The following is a 17,948-nucleotide window of genomic DNA, read 5'->3' on the forward strand; positions in this document are numbered from 1 at the left end:
GCCGGGTCAGGCCCGCGCGCCGCCGTCGACCCGCAGCACCGTACCGGTCACGAAGGAGGCGCGGTCGCTGAGCAGCCAGGCGGCGGCCTGGGCGATCTCGTCGGGCTCGGCGGCCCGGCGCAGCGGCGTGGCCGCCGCGAGACGGTCGATGATCCCGGGCGACTCGGCGTCCCAGGACCGCATCATCTCGGTGAGCGTGCTGCCCGGGGCGATCGCGTTGACGCGGATGCCCTCGGGCCCGTAGGTGACCGCCGCGGACTCGGTGAGGCTGTTGACCGCGCGCTTCATCGCCCCGTACGCGGGCAGCGCGGGGTTGCCCATCAGGCTGCCGACGCTGGAGTTGTTGACGATCGCGCCGGTGCCGGCGGTGGCCCGGATCGCCGCGACCTCGGCGACCATGGCGAGCCACGGCCCCTTCAGGTTGACGGTGTAGACGTGGTCGAAGTCTTCTTCGCGCACCCGGTCCATCGGTCCGGGCGGCACGATCGTCGCGCCGTTGTTGAAGGCGACGTCGAGGCGCCCGTACACCTCGACCGTGCGGTCGACGGCGGCGCGCACGCTTGCCGCGTCGGCCAGGTCGCAGACGACGTACTCGGCGGTGCCGCCCGCGGCCCGGACCTGCTCGGTGACCGCCTTCAGCTGCTCCTCGGTGCGTGCGGCGAGCAGCACCCGGGCGCCCTCGGCGGCGAACAGCCGGGCCGCCGCGGCGCCGATGCCGCGTCCGGCGCCGGTGACGAAGGCGACCTTGCCGGCGAGCAGGCCCTGAGTGTTTCGTGTGGTGTCCATGCGGGCAAGCCTGCGTCCGGCCGCGGAGCCCATCCAGGCACCGGCGGTACCTGGTTACGCCCGCCGCACGCGGGCACACTGGGGTCGTGGACCGACGTGAGCTGGCAGTGTTCCTGCGCAGCAGGCGGGAGCGGATCGCCCCGGCCGATGTGGGCCTGCCCGCCGGGCAGCGCCGCCGCACGCCGGGGCTGCGCCGCGAGGAGGCGGCGCGGCTGGCGTTCATCTCGACCGAGTACTACACCCGGCTGGAGCAGGGCCGGGGTCCGCGTCCGTCGCGGGAGGTGCTGGCCGGGCTGGCCCGCGCGTTGCGGCTCTCCGACGCCGAACGCGACCACCTCCACCACCTGGCCGGGGAGCCGCCGGGGCCGCCGCCCGGACCACCCCGGGAGGTACGGCAGAGCGTGCTGGACCTGCTGCACCGGCTGCCGCAGGCGGCGGCGTTCGTGACCTCGGCGGCGTTCGAGGTGATCGCCTGGAACGACCTCGCGGCGGCGCTCATGGAGGACTTCTCCGCAGTGCCCCGGCGGGACCGGAACCTGGTCCGGCGGGCGTTCCTCGGCCCGCACCTGCATGGCGCGGGGCTGTACGACGTGTCGGACGTGGGCGAGTTCGCCCGCCAGTCGGTCGGGCGGCTGCGCGCCGCGGCGGCCCGCTACCCGGACGACCCGGAGATGGCCGCGCTGATCGCGGAGCTGCGCGCCGGGAGCGAGGAGTTCGCCCGGTTGTGGGCCTCCCACGAGGTGGGCGGCGCGCGGACGCTGTGCAAGACGTTCCGGCACCCGCTGGTCGGCCCGGTGACCGTCAACTGCGACGTCCTCGACATCACCGACCGCGATCAGCAGGTGGTCATCTACACCGCCACGCCCGGCTCACCCTCGGAGGAGGCGCTGCGGCTGCTCTCCGTGATCGGCACCCAGCGGATGACCGTCGAGCACTGAGCCGCCCGGTGGAACGCCACGGGTGCCTGCGCACGCGTTCGGCACCCGTGACGTTCCACTCGCCGTAGGTCAGCAGCCGATGCGGGTGGAGCCCATCGCCACGTCGTCGTACCAGAGGGTGTCGGCGCCGCCGCCGTAGCTCTCCCAGCCCAGCTTCAGGTCGGTGAGCTGCGGTCGCCAGGTGCGGTTGTACCACTGGCCGTCGATGTCGTGCGTCGGTACGCCGTCGGCGGTCAGCCCGGTCACGGCGACGCCGTCCAGCCAGGTACGCAACTGGCCGGCCGAGCCGTCCACCATGAACTCCAGGCAGGCCCAGCGGTTGGTGGGCAGCGGCACGCTCTGCGCCACACCGGCCGGGCTCTGCTCGGGCAGCGTGGCGTCGTCGGAGGCGCGGTTCCACTGGAGCGCGCCGTTCTGGCCGCCCAGGCGCAGGTCCCGGTTGCCGTCGGCGGCGTCGGACATGGTGATCATCGTGGTGTGGTCGGTGGGCTGGGCGGTGGTGTGCCGGACCCAGATCCGGGCGTACCGGACGCTGCCCAGGTTGCTGAGGTTCTTCGTGGTCCGTACGAACACGTGGTTGCAGTAGCCGGCGGCGCCGTTGATCCGGACCGCGCGGCTGCCGCTGTGCGTGGTGGCCGTGTCGATGGTGGCCGTGCCCGCGCCGGAACAGTCAGGGCTCACCACGCCCCAGTCACCCGACGGCGTCGAACCGGTCTGGTTCTCGAAGCCGTCGCAGAGCACCGCGCCCGCGCACCCGCTCGGCGGCGGGGTGGTCGGCGGAGGCGTCGTGGGAGGTGGCGTCGTGGGCGGAGGCGTGGTCGGCGGGGCCGTCGTGGGCGGTGCGGTCGTGGGCGGCGCCGTGGTCGGTGGGGCGGTGGTCGGTGGGGCGGTCGTCGGCACCGTCGTGGTGGGCGGCGGCGTGGTCGGGCCGGCGCCGTTGCAGGGTACGCCGTTCAGGCTGAACCCGGTCGGCGTGCCGCCGGCGGTGCCGAACGTGCCCTGCACGCCGAACTCGGTCGAGCCGCCGGCCGGGATGCTGCCGTTGTACGACATGTTGCGGGCGGTCACCGTCGACCCGGACTGGCTCACTGTGGCGTTCCAGCCGTTCGTGACGCGCTCGTCCCCGGCGTACGTCCAGGTGACGGTCCAGCCGGAGACGGCTGTGTCACCCGGTGACACCTTGATGTTCGCGGTGAACCCGCCGGGCCACTGGTTGGGTGTGTAGTCGACCCGGCAGCCCTGTGCGGCTGCGGCCGGGCCGGTGAGCAGCGCCGTACCGGCCGCGGTGACGGCGGCCAGCGCGGCGACGGCCGCCACGAGCGGGGCGGGGCGGGCACGGAGAATCGTCATGGGAAGTCCTTCGGCGTGGGACAGGGCGCAGCGACGCGCGTCCGGGACGGACGCCGCAGCGCGGGAGGGTGCGGCGCGGCGATGCGCCACGTGGTCGATGCGTACGACCGATGTGCCCGGCTCGAAGGCGGCCCGGTCAGCCGCCGGGGTCCGGTGTGCGGACCTCGGCGGCGCCCGAGCCCAATCTATTTACCGTCGCCTATCCAATCAAGGTCTGCGCCCGCCCGTCATCCCGGATCGGCGCCCGCGCCGCCGCGCAGTGGTTGCCAGCCGTCGCGATAGCGGACACCGCCGGGCCGCAGCCGGATCCGGTCGTGCGGCGTACCGGGGACCGGCTCGGTCCGGATCGTCTGCGGCCGGTCCACGACGACGCAGACCTCCTCCCCCGGCCACCACCAGCCGCAGGAGCGGGCCAGGTCGGCCCAGGTGTCGAGGTGCCCGGCCTCCTCCGGCCCGTACCGGGCGAGGCCGAGCCGGCGCAGCACGTCGTAGTAGGCGATCCAGGACGCGTCCTGCTGCCCGTACCAGCACACGGGCACCGGGCCGTCGTTCGCGAGCGCCCCACGCACCGGCAGGTAGAACCCGTGCGCGAGGCTCCGGTGCAGCGCCGCCCGAACCCCCTGGTGCAGCACGACCGCGAGCGGTACGCCGCTGTCCAGCGCCCGCAGCGGCGCCAGCTCGGGCCACGGCTCCTTGGCCTTGCCCGTACGCGCGGGTGACAGCTCGGGATCGGTGTGCACGACGCCCGCGCTCAGCGCGCCCCGGAGCTGGGAGACGATCATGGCGATGTCGCTCGCCAGCAGGGGTGTCCGGGCCGGCCGTGCCGCCCGGATGCGTTCGTGGAGGTGGTCGAGTGTGGGCCAGCCGCCGACCAGCGGCATCGCCTCGTCCGGCGAGTCGACCCACTCGAACCGGGGCCGCGGCCGCGACGCCCTCGCGTAGAGGGCGGTCAGGCAGCGCTCGGCAGCCGGTCGGTCGGCCGGTTGCGTGGACAGGGCGTGGTCGAGCCATTCCTGGCGGATCCGGACGGCCTGCTGCCACAGGTCGTGCGGGGTCTTCGCGGCGCCGTCGCGCCGCGTGGGGGCGCTCATCGCGCCGGGGCGTCGCCGCCCTTCCGGTTGGAGATCATGGAACGACCCTGACGCACGTCGCGGCACCGCTCAAGCGAATTCCGGTCCTCTCCGGTCATCCGCACGTGGCCCGGCACGGTGCTTCCCGGCCATATAGTGACCCTCGTGGACAGTGACCGTCTGACCCGACCCCCTGTCATCACCGCGCAGATGCTCATCCGCCGGCCCGCCGCCGAGGTCTTCCAGGCGTTCGCCGACCCGGCCGTGACCACGAAGTTCTGGTTCACCAGGAGCAGCGGCCGGCTGGAACCCGGCGCCGTCGTCACCTGGGAATGGGAGATGTACGGCGTCTCCACCGTCGTGACCGTCAAGGACGTGGTGGAGAACCGCCGCATCCTGGCCGAGTGGGATCCGGAGTCCCCCACCCAGGTCGAGTGGCGGTTTCTGCCGGGCGAGGGCGACACCACGCTGGTCCGGGTCACCGAGACCGGCTTCGCCGGGACCGCCGACCAGGCCGTCAGCAAGGCGATCGACTCGATGGGCGGGTTCACCATGGTCCTCTGCGCCTGCAAGGCGCTGCTGGAGCAGGGTGTGCTGCTGAACGCCGTCGGAGACGCCCACCCGGCGGGCTTCGAGGACTGACCGCAGCCGCCGGCCCGGCAGTCCGGTCAGGCGCCGGTCACCGGCGCCGGCGCGAACAGGGGCGGTGCCGGGTCGGCTGCCCGGATCGCGCCCACGAGCTGCGCCAGCTGCGGGTAGTCGCCGCGGGCCGCGCGGAGGAGGTGGTCCGCGGCGGCGTGGTTGCCGAGATACGACTCGGCGGCCGCCCGCAGAAGGAGCGCGACGGCACAGAGGTCGGCCGGTTCGGTACCGGGGCGGACGTCGAGAAGCAGCGATCGCGCATCCTCGGGCCGCTGGTTGAGCAGATGAGCCAGACTCATCGCGATCCGGGCGGAGAACGCGTGCGGCTGTGTCCGGGCGGCGATCCCGGCCAGTTCCGAGATCTCCCGCACCTCCCGGCGGGCCACCGGCGAACCGGTCACCACCGCGGCGTACAGGTACCACAACCCGAACTGGACGCTCAGCGTCTGACCGATGGCCGCGGCAGCCGCGGGATCGGTGCTGCCCGCGCGAGCCAGCGCCGCGAGCCGCTCGGCCTCCTCGACCAGTTCCGCCGACTGCGTGTGTGCCGTGCTCAGTCTCTGCTGGTAGGCAGCGAGGGCCAGGAGCGGATCGCTGCCGGCGCGGGCCTGAATCCCGACCCGGTGGACGACACCACCCGCTCGGACGACCGCCCGCAGTGCCCTGACCACCTCCTCCTGGTAGTAGCCCGCCCGCAGCGCATCACGGGCGGCTGCCGGAGCCCGGAGCCAGCGGAGCAGGTTGTGGCCGTCGCTGCGGGTCGAACGCCCCGGAACGAGGTTGGTCAGGCCGAGCAGCGCCCCGACGAACGCGGCGCCGAACAACGTCAACCGCGTCAAGGCCGTACCGGTGTACCCGGACGCGACGACCAGTGCCGTCGCGGCGCACAGGTTGGCCAGCGGGCCACCGAGGTAGAACAGCACCATCCGCAGCGGTAACGCCGTCGTCGACGGCGAAGGCCGGACCGACACCTCGTTGCGCCAACCGTTGAAGGGCGCGATACGGACCGCGACGACCGGCAGACCCAGCAGCTTCGCCACGACCAGGTGCCCGCACTCGTGCAGGACGAGGTGCAGCCACAACGACAGGCAGGTGAGGCCGGCGGCGACGATCGCACCCGTCACGGACTCGGTGACGAGCAGCGCGAACGCCGTCGCCTCCACCGCCAGGAGGAGTGGCACGGCGACCAGCCGACGGCGGAGCTTCACCGGGAGATGGTACGGCCGGACGGGCGGCCGCAGGGGTACACGCGCCCTCGCCCCGGCATCACCGCAGCCCGACGGTACGGCCGTAAAAGCCGCAGCCCGGGCTGGACGACGTGTCGTAGGCTTCGCCGGTGCTTGAGGTGTCGGGGGACTTCGAAATCCATGTGACGGCCCAGCCCTACGACGCGGAGAGGCTGTCCGCCCTCGCCGCGCGGCACGGGCTGAAGTTCGTCCACATCGTCCTCGACCGGGGCGCCTACGCCTCCCAGCCGATGGTCACGCTGACCGGGCGGGGCACGCACGCCGAGCAGCAGGCCGCGGCGGAGCGCCTGCAGGGCGAGGTGGAGGCGTCCGGGATCCACGTGTGCCGCACGAAGATCGAAGTGGCACCGTGGGCTGCCGGTGTGCCGAAGTCGGACGAGGAGGCCGCGGCGGAGCCGGCCGCCCGCTACTTCGAGCATCACGTCAAACTGCTGCTGGCCGGACCGACGGTCGCGCGGACACTGGCGCTCACCGGCCTGGTCGAGCCGCACGGGGCACGGCTGTCCCGCAACGCGCGCCGGGTACGCGCCGACGGTGTGCAGGAGCGGTTCGTCACCCAGCGCTGCTACCGCGTCGGGCTCGCCACGGCCGGGCAGCGCCTGGAGGCCCTCGTCGCGGCCGTGTCCGCCGCCGGCTTCGAGATCGCCGAGGTGGAGCAGGAGTACGTGGTGTTCGACAGCGGACCGGTCCGCGACCTCGGCTGGCTGGACCCGTCCGGAAGCCCGGAGGAGACGCGGCCGAACGACTGGGTGACGAGACGCGAGAACGCCATGCGGTCCGCGCCCGCACGGTCCCGGGGTTTCCCGCCGACCTACCAGCCGCTGCCCGCCGACGCTCCCGTCCGCCAGAGCGCCGCGTTCGATCCCGCTCTGAAGCACTATCCGAACGCGTACCGTGCCGGTGAGCCGGACTTCCTGGTGCCCGAGACCGGCCGGCGGTGGAGCGCCGCCCGGCGTACCGCGCTCACCGGTGTGCTGGCGGCGATCGCGGCGGCCCCCGTGGGCCGTCACCTGGTGCTGCGGGGTAGTGCGCTGATGCCGGTCCAGGTCGGCGCCGCCGCACGTGAGCCCGGCGATCTGGACTTCGTCGTCGTCCCGCACACGGTCACCAGCGGCAGCGCCGAGGCCCGTACGCTGCTCGACGCCGTCAAGGCCGCCGTCCGGAGCGTGCCGGACGCCGGCCTGCGCCCGGACCGGATCAGCGAGGCGGCCATCTGGACGTACGAGCGGGCCGACGGCCGCCGCCTCGTCGTCCCGTTCGGCATCGCCGGAGCGCCGGACGGCCACGTACAGATCGATGTCGTCTTCGGCGAGGAGCTGCCGCTCCCGCCGGAGACGGTGATGCTCCCCGGTGTCGCCGCCGCAGTGCTCGCCGCGCCCGCCGCGCTGGCGCTCGCCTGGAAGCTGCTGTGGCTGGCCACCGACGCGTACGCGCAGGGCAAGGACCTGTACGACGCGGTCCTGCTGGCCGAGACCACGAGCGTGGACCGGGACCTCGTCCGCCGTCTGATGCGGCCGGAGCTGGGTGCCGAGGCGGACGGCTTCAGCGCCGAGGACGTGCTGACGTGGAGCATCGACTGGGACAACTTCGTCGACGAGTACCCGGGGATCGAGGGAACCGGAGAGGAGTGGACGAGGCGGCTGGCTCTGGCCCTCGAACGCGCCTGGGGATAGCCCGAGTCAGCCGAGCCGGCCGGACTCCGCGATGAGTTCGGCTGCCTCCGCCGGTCTGAGCTGGTGCATCCGATCGGATGCGGAACAGCCGACCGCCAGGAGGGACGAGAACCATGACCGTCGTCGACACCACTCCCCCGCCCGTCGCACGCGGGTTGCACCGGACGCTGTGGGCGCTGTGGGCGCTGCAGGGCGTCCTCGGAGTCTTCCTCATCGTCGCCTCCGCCGGTCCCAAGCTGTTCGGCGAGGCCAACGCGGTCCAGACCTTCGAGGACATGGGCGCCGCGCCCTGGTTCCGTTATCTCGTCGGCCTGCTGGAGCTGGCCGGTGGCATCGGGCTGCTGGTGCCGCGGCTAGCCGGGCTGGCCGCCGTCGGGCTCGCGCTGCTCATGGTCGGCGCCGCGATCACCCAGGCGTTCATCCTGGACGGCGGCGCGTTGGTGCTCACGCCCGTGGTGCTGTTCGCGTTGTTCGTGTTCATCGCGTGGGGCCGCCGCCACTCGATACGCCGGCTGCTCAAGCGCTGAGCTGGGGGGTGCGCCGGCCGATCCGTCAGGGCGTCCAGCGCACCCCCGGGTTCACCCGCCCGAACCAGTCGAAGAGGGCCATGTTGTCCCACCCGTTCCCGGTGCCGTTGATGTTCGCCGGGTCCCAGCCGTTGCCGGGGACGGCGTACCAGGTGGGTTCCCAGTAGAAGACCCCGATCGCGCCGGCGTTGCGGGCGGTGTTCTGGACCCAGTCGAACTCCTGTGCCTGCCCGGCCCAGGTCGCGCTGATGCCGTCGCAGGTCGCGTCACCGATGACGTTCGGCTGGCCGTCCGCGTCGTCCCGGGTGAAGGGGTACGCGGTCTCCACGATCACCACCGGCTTCCCGTAGCGGCCGTGCAGGTCGACGATGTTGTCGTAGAGGTTCGCCAGGCTGCCGTGCCACATGCAGTAGTAGGACAGCGCCGTCATGTCCCACTGCACGCCCTGGGCACGGATGCCGTCGTAGAACCACCGGGCGTTGGCGTTGCTGTCGGCGTTCGCGGTGTGGATCATCACGGGGATGCCGCCGCCGCAGGCCTTCACCGCGTTGTAGCCCTGTTTCAGCAGGCCGGCCAGCGGGCCGAAGTCGTTGTTGACGACCTTCCCTTCGTTCCACAGCATCCCGACGTTGATCTCGTTGCCGATCTGCACGCTGTCCGGCATGGTGCCCTGTCCCCGCAGGGCGGCGCAGACGTCGTACGTGAACGCGTACACGTCGTTGCGCAGCTGGCTCAGGCTGTGCCCGGACCAGGCGGCCGGCTTGTACTGCTTGCCGGAGGCCCAGGTGTCGGAGTAGTGGAAGTCGATCAGTACCTTGAGGCCCTTCGCCTTGGCCGTGCGCGCCTGGGCCAGCACCCTGCTCTTGTTGTTGTAGCCGCTGGCCGGGTTGTTCCAGACGCGCAGCCGGACGTAGTTGACGCCGACGGACTTGAGGATGTCCAGCGGATCGCGGGCGACCCCGTTGGCGTCGTGGTACTTCGCGCCCAGGTCCAGGCTGCGCTGCAACGACGAGACGTCGGCGCCCCGCATGCTGAGCGTGTTCGCGGCGGCGACGGGCGCCGGCGTACCCCCGAATGTGGTGGTGGCGGCGAGGACGACGGCCGTGACGGCCCCGGCCAGGGTCCGACGGCGGTGGGGTGTGGTCACGAGACTTCCTCTCAGCCGGCAGTGCAGGGGGCGCCGTTGAGCGAGAAGCCGGTCGGCGGCGCGTCGCTCGCGCTCCAGCGCCCCTGGAAGCCGAAGGTCGTGGCGCCGTTCGGCGCGATGACGCGGTTCCAGTCGGCGTTGCGGGCGGTCACGGCGGCACCGGTCTGGCCGACGGTGGCGTTCCACGCGGTGGTGACGTGCTGGTCCCCGGGGAAGCTGAAGGTGACGATCCAGCCGTCGACCGGCGCCGTCCCGGTGTTCTGGACCGTCACGGTCGCCACGAAACCGCCGGGCCACTCGGACTGGTTCCGGTAGGTCACCCGGCAGGTCGAGGGCGGCGGAGGCGGCGGCGTGGACGTCGTGGGCAGGATGACGGTGTTGGACGCGATCGACACGTTGCCGGCGGCGTCCCGGGCCCGCACGTAGTACAGGGTGCGCAGCGGCGTCTCCGGGGGCAGCGCGGCCGTGTACGTGGTGCCCGGCACGGTGGCCACGCGCGTCGAGGTGTACCAGCCGTCGAACCGGTAGACGTCGTACCCGAGCACGCCGGTGTCGTCGGTCGACGGCGACCAGGACAGCGTGGCGGTCGAGGCGGTCACGTCGCCGACCGTGAGGTTCTGCGGGGCGCTCGGCGGGGTGGTGTCCGGGCCGGTGTCCGTCACGGGCGTGACCACCGTCAGCGCGTCGGTGGAGGGCGAACGGCGGCCGTCGCCGTCGCGGGCCGACACCCGGAACGAGTACTGCCGGCCGGGCTGGATGTAGGTGGTGATCGTGGCGGTGGTGACGTCGCCGAGGCTGACGCCGTACACCACGTCGTCGAACGCCTGGTAGTAGGTGATGTCGTACCCGACGACGGGGCAGCAGCCGCGCGCGGCGGCCGTCCAGGTGAGGGTGACCGACGTGCTCCGTACCCGGGTGGCGGTCAGGTTCGTGGGCGCGCTCGGCGGGAACGGCGTGGTGCTGGGCGTGCTCGGCGTCGACGTGGGCGGCGGCGGCGCGGTCCCGGTCGGCTCCGCCGCGAAGGCCGCGGCGCCGCCGGGCGCCGGCGCGACCTGGGGGCACGCGGTGCCGGCGCCGGCCGACGGCGCGGCGGTCAGCGCGGTTGCGAGCACCGCCGTGGCCAGCACGGCGGCGGCCGGCAGACCCGGCCGCAGGCGGCGGAACAGCGAGGACGAACAGACGGCTGCCATACGTCGACGATGCGGTCAACCCATCGATGATCGCCAACATATCTCACGCCTCGGTCGGTGCGGCGGCCCAGCCGGTCCGTCGCGACGGCGGAAGTTCCGTCTCATTCGTCGTTTTGCGCCGCTTCTGCCGCCGATCGCCCACAATCGGGAAGACGGGGTGAGTGGCCGCGGAACGGCCACCCGCACGCACGAGAGGCCCAGACGGGAACGGCGATGGCCACCTTCGAGTACCGCTGCCGGCAGGACGGCAGCTTCGACGTCACGCTGCCGGTCGGCGCCGCGGGTCCGTCGACGGACTGTCCCCGGTGCGGGAACCCGGCGACGCGGGTGTTCGCCGCGCCCCGGCTGGGCCGCATGCCGGCGGCGCTGCGCGAGGCCATGGACCGGACCGAGCGCAGCGCGGAACAGCCGGAGGTGGTCGGGCGGGTACCCGGTCGTCGCCCGGCACGCCGCTCGACCGACCCGGCCCACGCCCGCCTGCCGCGATGGTGACCACGAGAAGGGCTCGACGCCGTGCCTGAACTGCTGTTCCCCCTCGACTCCGCCAAGAGGTTCACCGACCAGGAGAAGGTCGGGCACAACCGCTGGCATCCCGACATCCCGCCCGTGGCGACGGTACGGCCCGGACAGTCGTTCCGCGTCCACTGCCGTGAGTGGTTCGACGGCGCGATCCACAACGACGACTCCGCCGAGGACATCCGGGACGCGCCACTGACCCGGGTCCACGCGCTCAGCGGCCCGTTCGCCGTCGAGGGCGCCGAGCCGGGCGACCTGCTCATGGTCGACATCCTCGACATGGGCCCGATCCCGCAGGAGTCCGGTCCGCTGGCCGGCCAGGGCTGGGGCTACACGGGCATCTTCCCCACCGGCAACGGCGGCGGCTTCCTCACCGAGCAGTTCCCCGACGCCTACAAGGCGGTCTGGGACTTCACCGGCCGCACGGCCACCTCCCGGCACATCCCCGGGGTCTCGTTCACCGGGATCGCCCACCCGGGGCTGATGGGCACCGCCCCGTCCGCGTCGCTGCTGGCCACCTGGAACCGGCGGGAGGGTGCGCTGATCGCCACCGCGCCGGACCGGGTGCCGCCCCTGGCCCTGCCTCCCGAGCCGCAGGACGCGATCCTCGGCGGCCTCAGCGGCGCCGACTTCGACCGGGTGGCCGTGGAGGCGGCGCGCACCGCTCCGCCCCGGGAGAACGGCGGGAACCAGGACATCAAGAACTTCACAGTCGGCAGCCGGGTCTTCTACCCGGTGTACGTGCCGGGAGCCAACCTGTCCGTCGGCGACCTGCACTTCTCCCAGGGCGACGGGGAGATCACCTTCTGCGGCGCCATCGAGATGGGCGGGTTCATCGACCTGCACGTGGACCTGATCAAGAACGGCATGCAGACGTACGGCGTCGCCGAGAACGCCATCTTCATCCCGGGCGACACCCCGCCGCAGTTCTCCCGGTGGCTGGCCTTCTCCGGCATGTCCGTCACGCTCGACGGCGAACAGCGGTACCTCGACTCGCAGCTCGCGTACCAGCGCGCCTGCCTGCACGCCATCGACTACCTGACCCGGTTCGGCTACCAGCCGGAACAGGCGTACCTGCTGCTCGGCGCCGCACCCATCGAGGGCCGGCTCTCCGGCGTGGTGGACATCCCCAACTCCTGCGCGACCGTCTACCTGCCCACCGAGATCTTCGACTTCGACATCCGCCCCTCGGCCGCCGGTCCGGCCCGGATCGACCCGGGCATGGGCGCCCCGAAGGCCACGATGAGCTGAGCAGGTGACCGCGCCACCCGTTCCGGCAGGACCGGGCCGGTCAGGGGGCGGGCGGGCGCCGGAAACTCCTCGCCGCGCGGGGCGCCGGGATGTCAGCGGTACGCCGCATCGCGGCGGCGCGACCCGGCGTGTAGCCGTACTCGCGGGCGAAGGCGGAGATGAACGCGGACGGGCTGGCGTACCCGATGCGGCGGGCTACCTCGCCGACCGGCCGGGTCTCCAGCAGCGCCAGCGACGCGCGCAGGCGCAGCTTCGTGCGCCACTGCGAGTACGACATGCCGAACTCGCGGTCGAAGTCGCGTTGCAGCGTCTTGACGCTGACGTGCAGGCGGTCCGCCCACTCGGCGAGCCCCGTCGTGTCGCCCGGGTCGCGGGCCAGGGCCGTGGCGACCGCCAGCGCGACGCCCGTACCGCCGGCCTGCCGGTCGTCGGGGTCGGGCCGGGGGGCGAGCCCGGCCATGACGCGGCTGCGGGCGGCGGGGGCGTCGCGTTCGTCGTAGCCGGCGGTGGCGAGCGTGAGCACGAGCCGAACGGCCTCGGCGTCGATGGTGGCGACACCGGCCCCCAGCCCGTCGAGGGCGTCGGGCACCTCGCGCAGGCAGATCCGGTAGACCGTCTGCCGGTCCGCCGCGTGCACCTCGTGGGTGACGGCCCGGTGCACCCAGAAGACCTCGTCCGGCCCGAGGAAGGTCGTGTGCCGACCGTGGCGGGCGGAGAGCAGACCGTCGGGTGACCAGTAGAACTGGTGCAGGAAGTCCTCCCGGTTCTCGGCGAACGCCAGCCGGGTCACCGACCGGTAGCGCAGGAGGAGGATGCCGTCGGGGCGGCCCAGGCCGTAGCCGAACTCCTCGCAGCTGACCGGATCCGCCGTGATCGGGCCGGTGACCATCACGCTCTGACCTCTCCCCGACATCGGTTGACCTCTCGGCGACATTCCGCCCACAGAAGTAAGGCTAGCCTAAGCTCTGCAGCCCAGCGGGGCTGCACCTCTGTGTTGAGAACCCGAAGGAACTGGCAGATGTCCGTACGACAGCACTGGCGCGTGATCGCCGCCGCCGCGGTGACGCTCGCCGTGGTCACCGGTTGCGGATCCGACGGCGGCGACTCCGCCGCGAAGTCCGGCGACGCCGCGACCCGCGTCTTCGCCGCCGACAACGGCGAGATCACGATCCCGGTCGACCCCAAGCGGGTCGTCGCCACCGGCTACGCCGTGCCGGTCCTGATCGAGGCGGACGCCGCACTGGTGGGGATCTCCAGCTGGAAGCGCGGCCTGGCGCTGATGACCGAGCAGGACCGGGCCACCTACGAACGGCTGCCGAAGGTCGCCGGCGAGGCCGCTGCCGAGACCAACTACGAGGCCGTCGCCGCCGCCAAGCCGGACCTCATCGTGATCGGGGTGCCGAAGCCGGCTCTCGGCAGCATCGACATGAAGCGGCTGGAGAGCATCGCGCCGGTCGTCGCGATCGGCCCCACCACGCCCGCCGCGTGGCGCGAGCTGTCCCGCCGGCAGTCCGACGCCGCCGGTCGCGGCGCGAACTTCGAGGCGGCCAAGGAGACGTACGAGAAGAGGGCCGCGGAGCTGAAGGACAAGTACGGCGCCGCCCTCGCGGGCCTGAAGTTCGGGCACGTCGGCAGCTACGGCGAGATCGCCAAGGGCACCTTCCACCGCGAGTTCGCCGGCTCGTGGGGCACGAACATCGCCCAGGACGCGGGCGTGACCTACTACGGCGAGGTCAAGGAGAAGGGCGGCGGCGGGCTCGACGTCACCGAGTACCCGGCGATCGAGGAACTGCCCACGAGCCTCGGCGAGGCCGACGCCATCACGTACACGTTGCAGCCCGACGGCACCCCCGCCGAGGCGGTGAAGCAGGTGCTCGACTCCGCGCTGTGGAAGAACCTGCCCGCGGTCAAGGCCGGCCGGGTGTTCGGGTTGCAGTACACGGAGGCGGCGACGTACGAGTCGGCCCTCCGGACGCTCGACTCCGTCGACAAGGCATTCGCGCCGCTGCTGGCCCGATGACAGTCGACCGTCACGACCCGGCCGGCCGGGTCGCCGCCCACCACCGCGCGGGCAGTGGCACGGTCCGGATCGGCTACCCGATCGACGTACGCGAGGTCCGGGTCGTCGCCCGGCGGCGGCTGACCCCGCGCATGGTGCGGCTGACGCTCGGCGGCCCGGCCCTCGCCGGTTTCCACACCTACCAGGCGGACGACCACGTCAAGCTCGTCTTCCCGGATCCGGACGGCACCCGGCGCGATCCCGTCCCGGACGGGCGGGGCATGCTCGACTGGCCCCGCCCGCTGCCGACCACCCGCAAGTACACGGTGCGCCGCTACGATCCCGCCGCCTGCGAGATCGACCTGGACTTCGTGCTGCACGACGGCGGTGTCGCGTCGGCGTGGGCGGACGCGGCGGCGGTGGGCGACGGGGTGACGATCGCGGGCCCGCCCGGCGCGAAGGCGTTCCCGCACAGCTACGACCACTACGTCTTCGCCGTCGACGCCACCGCTCTGCCGGCCGTCGCCAGGTGGCTGGAGGAGTCCCCGGCCGACGTGTCGGGGCACGTGGTCGCCGAGGTCGACGACCCGGCCGAACGGGACTACCCGCTCGCGCACCGCGACGGGGTGGCGGTGACGTGGCTGGTGCGCGCGGCCACCGGGTCCACGCTCGCGCAGCAGGTGGGGTCGCTGCGTCTGCCGGCCGGGCGGGCGTTCCTCTTCGCGGCCGGGGAGGCGAACGACATCAGGCCGTTGCGCGCCTGGAGCGCCGGCCGCCTCGACTCACTGATCACCGGGTACTGGAAGCGCGGAGTCGCCGGGCTTGAAGACTGACCTGTCCCGCCGGGCGGCGTTCCTGCTCGTGTCCGCCGCGCTGCTCGTCGTCGCGGCGGGTGCGAGCATGGCCGTGGGCGCGCGGCCGGTCGCGCCGGCCGAGGTGTGGCGGGCGCTGACCGACTTCGCGGCCACGACGGACCATCTCGTCGTACACGACATCCGGCTGCCCCGCACGATCCTCGGCGTCTGCGTCGGCGCCGCCCTCGGCGCCGCCGGGGTGCTGATCCAGACGCTCACCCGCAACCCGCTGGCCGAGCCGGGCATCCTCGGCGTGACAGCCGGGGCCGGCTTCGCCATCAACCTGGGCGTGCTGGCGGGCGTCGCCGGGTCGCAGGCCGGGCAGCTCGTGCTCGCGGTGGCCGGCTCCGCGCTCGCCGCCGTCGCCGTCTACGCCGTCGGGCGGACCTCACCGCTGCGGCTGGTCCTCGCCGGAGTCGCGCTGAGCTGGGTGCTGATGGGCGTCTCGCTCGGGCTGCGGCTGGGCTTCCCGGACGTCTTCGACAGGTACCGGTTCTGGTCGGTCGGGGCGCTGGCCGGCGCCGAGCAGACGCCGCTGGTGCTGCCGGTGCTGGTGACAGTCGCCGCCCTGGCCGCCGCGATGGTCGCGACCCGGCCGTTGAACGCGCTCGCCCTCGGCGAGGACGTCGCCCACTCGCTAGGCGCGCACGTGACCCGGACCCGGGTCACCGTCCTGGTGCTCGTCACGCTGCTCACCGGCGTCGCCACCGCGGTCGCCGGCCCGATCGCGTTCGTCGGGCTGATGGTTCCGCACCTGGCGCGGCGGCTCGCAGTCGACTCGATCCCGTGGATCATGGCGTACGCGATGCTGCTCGGGCCGATCCTGCTGCTCGTCGCGGACGTCGGCTCGCGGGTCCTGCTGCCCACTGGCGAGGTCCCGGTGTCGATCGTCACCGCGTTCCTGGGCGCTCCGGTGCTGATCTGGGCGGTCCGCCGCTACGGGGCGGCGGCGCTGTGAGCACGGTGAGGCTGCGGGCGGGACGCCTCGCGGTCGAGGTCGAACGGCGCTCGGCCGTCGCCTCGGCCGGGCTGCTCACGGCCGCGGCGGCCCTCGCGCTGCTGACGCTGAGCCACGGACCGGAGTGGGCGACACCGGCGGAGGTGTTCGACGCCCTGTTCCAGGGCGGCGACTCGGCCTTCGTGATCCGGGAGTGGCGGCTCCCCCGGGTGGCCGCCGCGCTGGTCTTCGGCGCCGCGCTGGGCCTGGCCGGAGCGGTCTTCCAGAACCTGACCCGCAACGCGCTGGGCAGCCCCGACGTGATCGGCCTCGACGCGGGCGCGTACACCGGCGCGCTTGTCGCGATCACCGTGCTGAACGGCACCGCCGGGCAACTCGCGGCCGGATCGGTGGCGGGCGGGCTGCTCGCCGCCGCGCTCATCTACCTGCTGTCGCTGGACTCCGGGCTCAGCGGCGTCCGGCTGGTCGTCATCGGCATCGCCGTCAACGCGATGCTGACCGCGCTCAACTCCTGGATCGTGCTGCGGGCCGAGATCGACGTGGCGCTCGCCGCGACCGGCTGGAACGCCGGTTCACTCAACGGCGTCGACTGGGCCGAGGTGCGGCTCCCGTTCGCCGTCATCGGCCTGTTCGTCCTCCTGCTCGCCGTGATCTCGCACGCCATGCACCAGGCGGCGCTGGGCGACGAGATCGCGCGCACCACCGGCGTACGCCTGGGCCGGCTCCGCCTGCTGCTGGTCCTGGCCGGCGTGGGCTGCACCGCGACGGTGACAGCGGTGGCCGGGCCGGTCGTGTTCATCGCGCTCGCCGCGCCCCAGATCGGCCGGCGGCTCGCGCGGGCCGCAGGCGTCCCACTGGTGCCGGCGGCGCTGACCGGCGCGGTGCTGCTGCTCGCCGCGGACCTCGTCGCGCAACTGCTGCTCGCGCCGGTCGCGCTGCCGGTCGGCGTCGTCACCACGGCGATCGGCGGCTGCTATCTCATCTGGCTGCTCGGCATGGAGGTGAAACGACGGTGACCAGCCGCCTGACCTCGGAGGACGTCACGCTCGGCTACGGCGATCGGGTGGTGTCGACGCGGGTGAGCCTGGCCGTGCCGGACGGCGCGTTCACGGCGATCGTCGGCCCCAACGCCTGCGGGAAGTCGACGCTGCTGAAGGCGTTCGTCCGGTTGCTCACACCGGCGTCGGGCACGGTACGCCTCGACGGCCGGGACGTCGCCGAGCACCGGCCGAAGCCGTTCGCCCGCCAGGTCGGCTTCCTGCCCCAGGGCCTCGTCGCGCCGGAGAACATCATCGTGCGGCGGCTCGTCGCCCGGGGCCGCTACCCGCACCAGTCCCTGCTCGGCGCGGGCTCGGCCGCCGACGAGGAGGCCGTCCGGTCGGCGATGGCGGTTGCCGGCGTCACCGACCTGGCCGAGCGGCCCGTCGAGGAACTCTCCGGCGGCCAGCGGCAACGGGTCTGGATCGCCATGGTGCTGGCGCAGGAGACGCCGTACCTGCTGCTGGACGAGCCCACCACGTTCCTGGACATCACGCACCAGTACGAGCTGCTGGCGCTGTTCGCCAAGCTGCGCGACGAGGGACGCACTGTCGTCGCGGTGCTGCACGACATCAACCAGGCGTGCCGGTTCGCCGATCACATCGTGGCGATGAAGGCCGGCCGGATCGTCGCGCAGGGGCCGCCGGCCGACGTGGTGGACGCCGACCTGATGCGGGAGGTCTTCGGTCTGCCCAGCGTGGTGATGCCGAACCCGGTCACCGGCGCCCCGATGGTGGTTCCGACCGTCTAGCCGGAAGCCCT

At 73.1% G+C, this 17,948-nt stretch carries 18 protein-coding genes; 11 read left to right on the forward strand and 7 right to left on the reverse strand.

The window, feature by feature from the left end; genetic code table 11:
• Positions 1–6 precede the first annotated feature (6 nt).
• Positions 7–786 (reverse strand): SDR family NAD(P)-dependent oxidoreductase, encoded by a 780-nt coding sequence (locus ACN27C_RS30610; RefSeq protein WP_252450081.1) that lies wholly within the window; start codon positions 784–786, stop codon positions 7–9.
• 86 nt (positions 787–872) lie between these two features.
• On the opposite strand from ACN27C_RS30610, the gene ACN27C_RS30615 reads away from it, so the two are divergent.
• A complete protein-coding gene (locus tag ACN27C_RS30615; protein ID WP_358175900.1) occupies positions 873–1,724 on the forward strand; it encodes a helix-turn-helix transcriptional regulator in 852 nt (283 codons plus the stop codon).
• Positions 1,725–1,793: 69 nt separating this feature from the next.
• Here ACN27C_RS30615 and ACN27C_RS30620 read toward each other — a convergent pair whose 3' ends face one another.
• Together ACN27C_RS30620 and ACN27C_RS30625 are read right to left on the reverse strand one after the other, a co-directional pair.
• Positions 1,794–3,074 carry a cellulose-binding domain-containing protein gene (locus tag ACN27C_RS30620; RefSeq protein WP_422749764.1) on the reverse strand — a complete coding sequence of 427 codons (1,281 nt, stop codon included), beginning with the start codon at positions 3,072–3,074 and terminating at the stop codon, positions 1,794–1,796.
• A gap of 227 nt (positions 3,075–3,301) precedes the next feature.
• On the reverse strand, positions 3,302–4,165 hold the full coding sequence (locus ACN27C_RS30625; protein ID WP_421500155.1) for a DUF6745 domain-containing protein: 864 nt from the start codon (positions 4,163–4,165) through the stop codon (positions 3,302–3,304).
• Positions 4,166–4,354: 189 nt separating this feature from the next.
• On the opposite strand from ACN27C_RS30625, the gene ACN27C_RS30630 reads away from it, so the two are divergent.
• Entirely contained in the window at positions 4,355–4,786 is a 432-nt protein-coding gene (locus ACN27C_RS30630) for an SRPBCC family protein (RefSeq protein WP_422751691.1), read from the forward strand.
• Between the two features lie 26 nt (positions 4,787–4,812).
• Here ACN27C_RS30630 and ACN27C_RS30635 read toward each other — a convergent pair whose 3' ends face one another.
• Positions 4,813–5,994 (reverse strand): hypothetical protein, encoded by a 1,182-nt coding sequence (locus ACN27C_RS30635; protein WP_422749766.1) that lies wholly within the window; start codon positions 5,992–5,994, stop codon positions 4,813–4,815.
• A gap of 128 nt (positions 5,995–6,122) precedes the next feature.
• On the opposite strand from ACN27C_RS30635, the gene ACN27C_RS30640 reads away from it, so the two are divergent.
• Together ACN27C_RS30640 and ACN27C_RS30645 are read left to right on the forward strand one after the other, a co-directional pair.
• The gene (locus ACN27C_RS30640; RefSeq protein WP_422749768.1) at positions 6,123–7,706 is read left to right on the forward strand and encodes a nucleotidyl transferase AbiEii/AbiGii toxin family protein; all 1,584 of its coding nucleotides are present in this window, start codon (positions 6,123–6,125) and stop codon (positions 7,704–7,706) included.
• 113 nt (positions 7,707–7,819) lie between these two features.
• Entirely contained in the window at positions 7,820–8,233 is a 414-nt protein-coding gene (locus ACN27C_RS30645; protein ID WP_422749770.1) for a DoxX family protein, read from the forward strand.
• Positions 8,234–8,258: 25 nt separating this feature from the next.
• Here ACN27C_RS30645 and ACN27C_RS30650 read toward each other — a convergent pair whose 3' ends face one another.
• Positions 8,259–9,380 carry a glycoside hydrolase family 53 protein gene (locus tag ACN27C_RS30650; protein WP_422749772.1) on the reverse strand — a complete coding sequence of 374 codons (1,122 nt, stop codon included), beginning with the start codon at positions 9,378–9,380 and terminating at the stop codon, positions 8,259–8,261.
• Between the two features lie 11 nt (positions 9,381–9,391).
• Entirely contained in the window at positions 9,392–10,570 is a 1,179-nt protein-coding gene (locus ACN27C_RS30655; protein ID WP_422749774.1) for a cellulose binding domain-containing protein, read from the reverse strand.
• Between the two features lie 213 nt (positions 10,571–10,783).
• Between ACN27C_RS30655 and ACN27C_RS30660 the strand changes: the two genes are divergently transcribed.
• Positions 10,784–11,062 carry an FmdB family zinc ribbon protein gene (locus ACN27C_RS30660; RefSeq protein WP_357824079.1) on the forward strand — a complete coding sequence of 93 codons (279 nt, stop codon included), beginning with the start codon at positions 10,784–10,786 and terminating at the stop codon, positions 11,060–11,062.
• Between the two features lie 21 nt (positions 11,063–11,083).
• The gene (fmdA, locus tag ACN27C_RS30665) at positions 11,084–12,337 is read left to right on the forward strand and encodes a formamidase (RefSeq protein ID WP_358175882.1); all 1,254 of its coding nucleotides are present in this window, start codon (positions 11,084–11,086) and stop codon (positions 12,335–12,337) included.
• Between the two features lie 40 nt (positions 12,338–12,377).
• Here the strand turns inward: fmdA and ACN27C_RS30670 are convergent, their stop codons facing one another.
• Positions 12,378–13,250: a helix-turn-helix domain-containing protein gene (locus ACN27C_RS30670; RefSeq protein WP_358175879.1), complete on the reverse strand. Its 873-nt coding sequence runs from the start codon at positions 13,248–13,250 to the stop codon at positions 12,378–12,380.
• A gap of 105 nt (positions 13,251–13,355) precedes the next feature.
• Here ACN27C_RS30670 and ACN27C_RS30675 point away from each other — a divergent pair, with 105 nt between their 5' ends.
• Genes ACN27C_RS30675 through ACN27C_RS30695 form a run of 5 tightly spaced genes read left to right on the forward strand, consistent with a single transcriptional unit; the run spans position 13,356 to position 17,937 of the window.
• On the forward strand, positions 13,356–14,357 hold the full coding sequence (locus tag ACN27C_RS30675; protein WP_422749777.1) for an ABC transporter substrate-binding protein: 1,002 nt from the start codon (positions 13,356–13,358) through the stop codon (positions 14,355–14,357).
• The gene (locus ACN27C_RS30680) at positions 14,354–15,169 is read left to right on the forward strand and encodes a siderophore-interacting protein (protein WP_422749779.1); all 816 of its coding nucleotides are present in this window, start codon (positions 14,354–14,356) and stop codon (positions 15,167–15,169) included. The genes ACN27C_RS30675 and ACN27C_RS30680 overlap by 4 nt, the downstream gene beginning before the upstream one ends.
• Complete coding sequence (locus tag ACN27C_RS30685; RefSeq protein ID WP_422749781.1) at positions 15,159–16,148, forward strand: FecCD family ABC transporter permease; 990 nt, start codon at positions 15,159–15,161, stop codon at positions 16,146–16,148. The genes ACN27C_RS30680 and ACN27C_RS30685 overlap by 11 nt, the downstream gene beginning before the upstream one ends.
• A complete protein-coding gene (locus ACN27C_RS30690) occupies positions 16,145–17,164 on the forward strand; it encodes a FecCD family ABC transporter permease (protein WP_120570858.1) in 1,020 nt (339 codons plus the stop codon). The genes ACN27C_RS30685 and ACN27C_RS30690 overlap by 4 nt, the downstream gene beginning before the upstream one ends.
• Positions 17,161–17,937 (forward strand): ABC transporter ATP-binding protein, encoded by a 777-nt coding sequence (locus ACN27C_RS30695; RefSeq protein WP_349878095.1) that lies wholly within the window; start codon positions 17,161–17,163, stop codon positions 17,935–17,937. Before ACN27C_RS30690 ends, ACN27C_RS30695 begins: the two co-directional genes overlap by 4 nt.
• The last annotated feature ends 11 nt before the right edge of the window (positions 17,938–17,948 follow it).

Source organism: Micromonospora sp. WMMD1219, from assembly GCF_049315215.1.
GTDB classification, from domain to species: Bacteria; Actinomycetota; Actinomycetes; order Mycobacteriales; family Micromonosporaceae; genus Micromonospora; species Micromonospora tulbaghiae.

Excerpts from the sequence above, each read along its gene's own strand:
- ACN27C_RS30610 (WP_252450081.1), bottom strand. The coding sequence starts at position 786 with ATGGACACCACACGAAACACTCAGGGCCTGCTCGCCGGCAAGGTCGCC.
- ACN27C_RS30620 (WP_422749764.1), bottom strand. The coding sequence starts at position 3,074 with ATGACGATTCTCCGTGCCCGCCCCGCCCCGCTCGTGGCGGCCGTCGCC.
- ACN27C_RS30625 (WP_421500155.1), bottom strand. The coding sequence starts at position 4,165 with ATGAGCGCCCCCACGCGGCGCGACGGCGCCGCGAAGACCCCGCACGAC.
- ACN27C_RS30630 (WP_422751691.1), top strand. The coding sequence starts at position 4,355 with ATGCTCATCCGCCGGCCCGCCGCCGAGGTCTTCCAGGCGTTCGCCGAC.
- ACN27C_RS30645 (WP_422749770.1), top strand. The coding sequence starts at position 7,820 with ATGACCGTCGTCGACACCACTCCCCCGCCCGTCGCACGCGGGTTGCAC.
- ACN27C_RS30655 (WP_422749774.1), bottom strand. The coding sequence starts at position 10,570 with ATGGCAGCCGTCTGTTCGTCCTCGCTGTTCCGCCGCCTGCGGCCGGGT.
- ACN27C_RS30660 (WP_357824079.1), top strand. The coding sequence starts at position 10,784 with ATGGCCACCTTCGAGTACCGCTGCCGGCAGGACGGCAGCTTCGACGTC.
- ACN27C_RS30670 (WP_358175879.1), bottom strand. The coding sequence starts at position 13,250 with ATGTCGGGGAGAGGTCAGAGCGTGATGGTCACCGGCCCGATCACGGCG.
- ACN27C_RS30675 (WP_422749777.1), top strand. The coding sequence starts at position 13,356 with ATGTCCGTACGACAGCACTGGCGCGTGATCGCCGCCGCCGCGGTGACG.
- ACN27C_RS30680 (WP_422749779.1), top strand. The coding sequence starts at position 14,354 with ATGACAGTCGACCGTCACGACCCGGCCGGCCGGGTCGCCGCCCACCAC.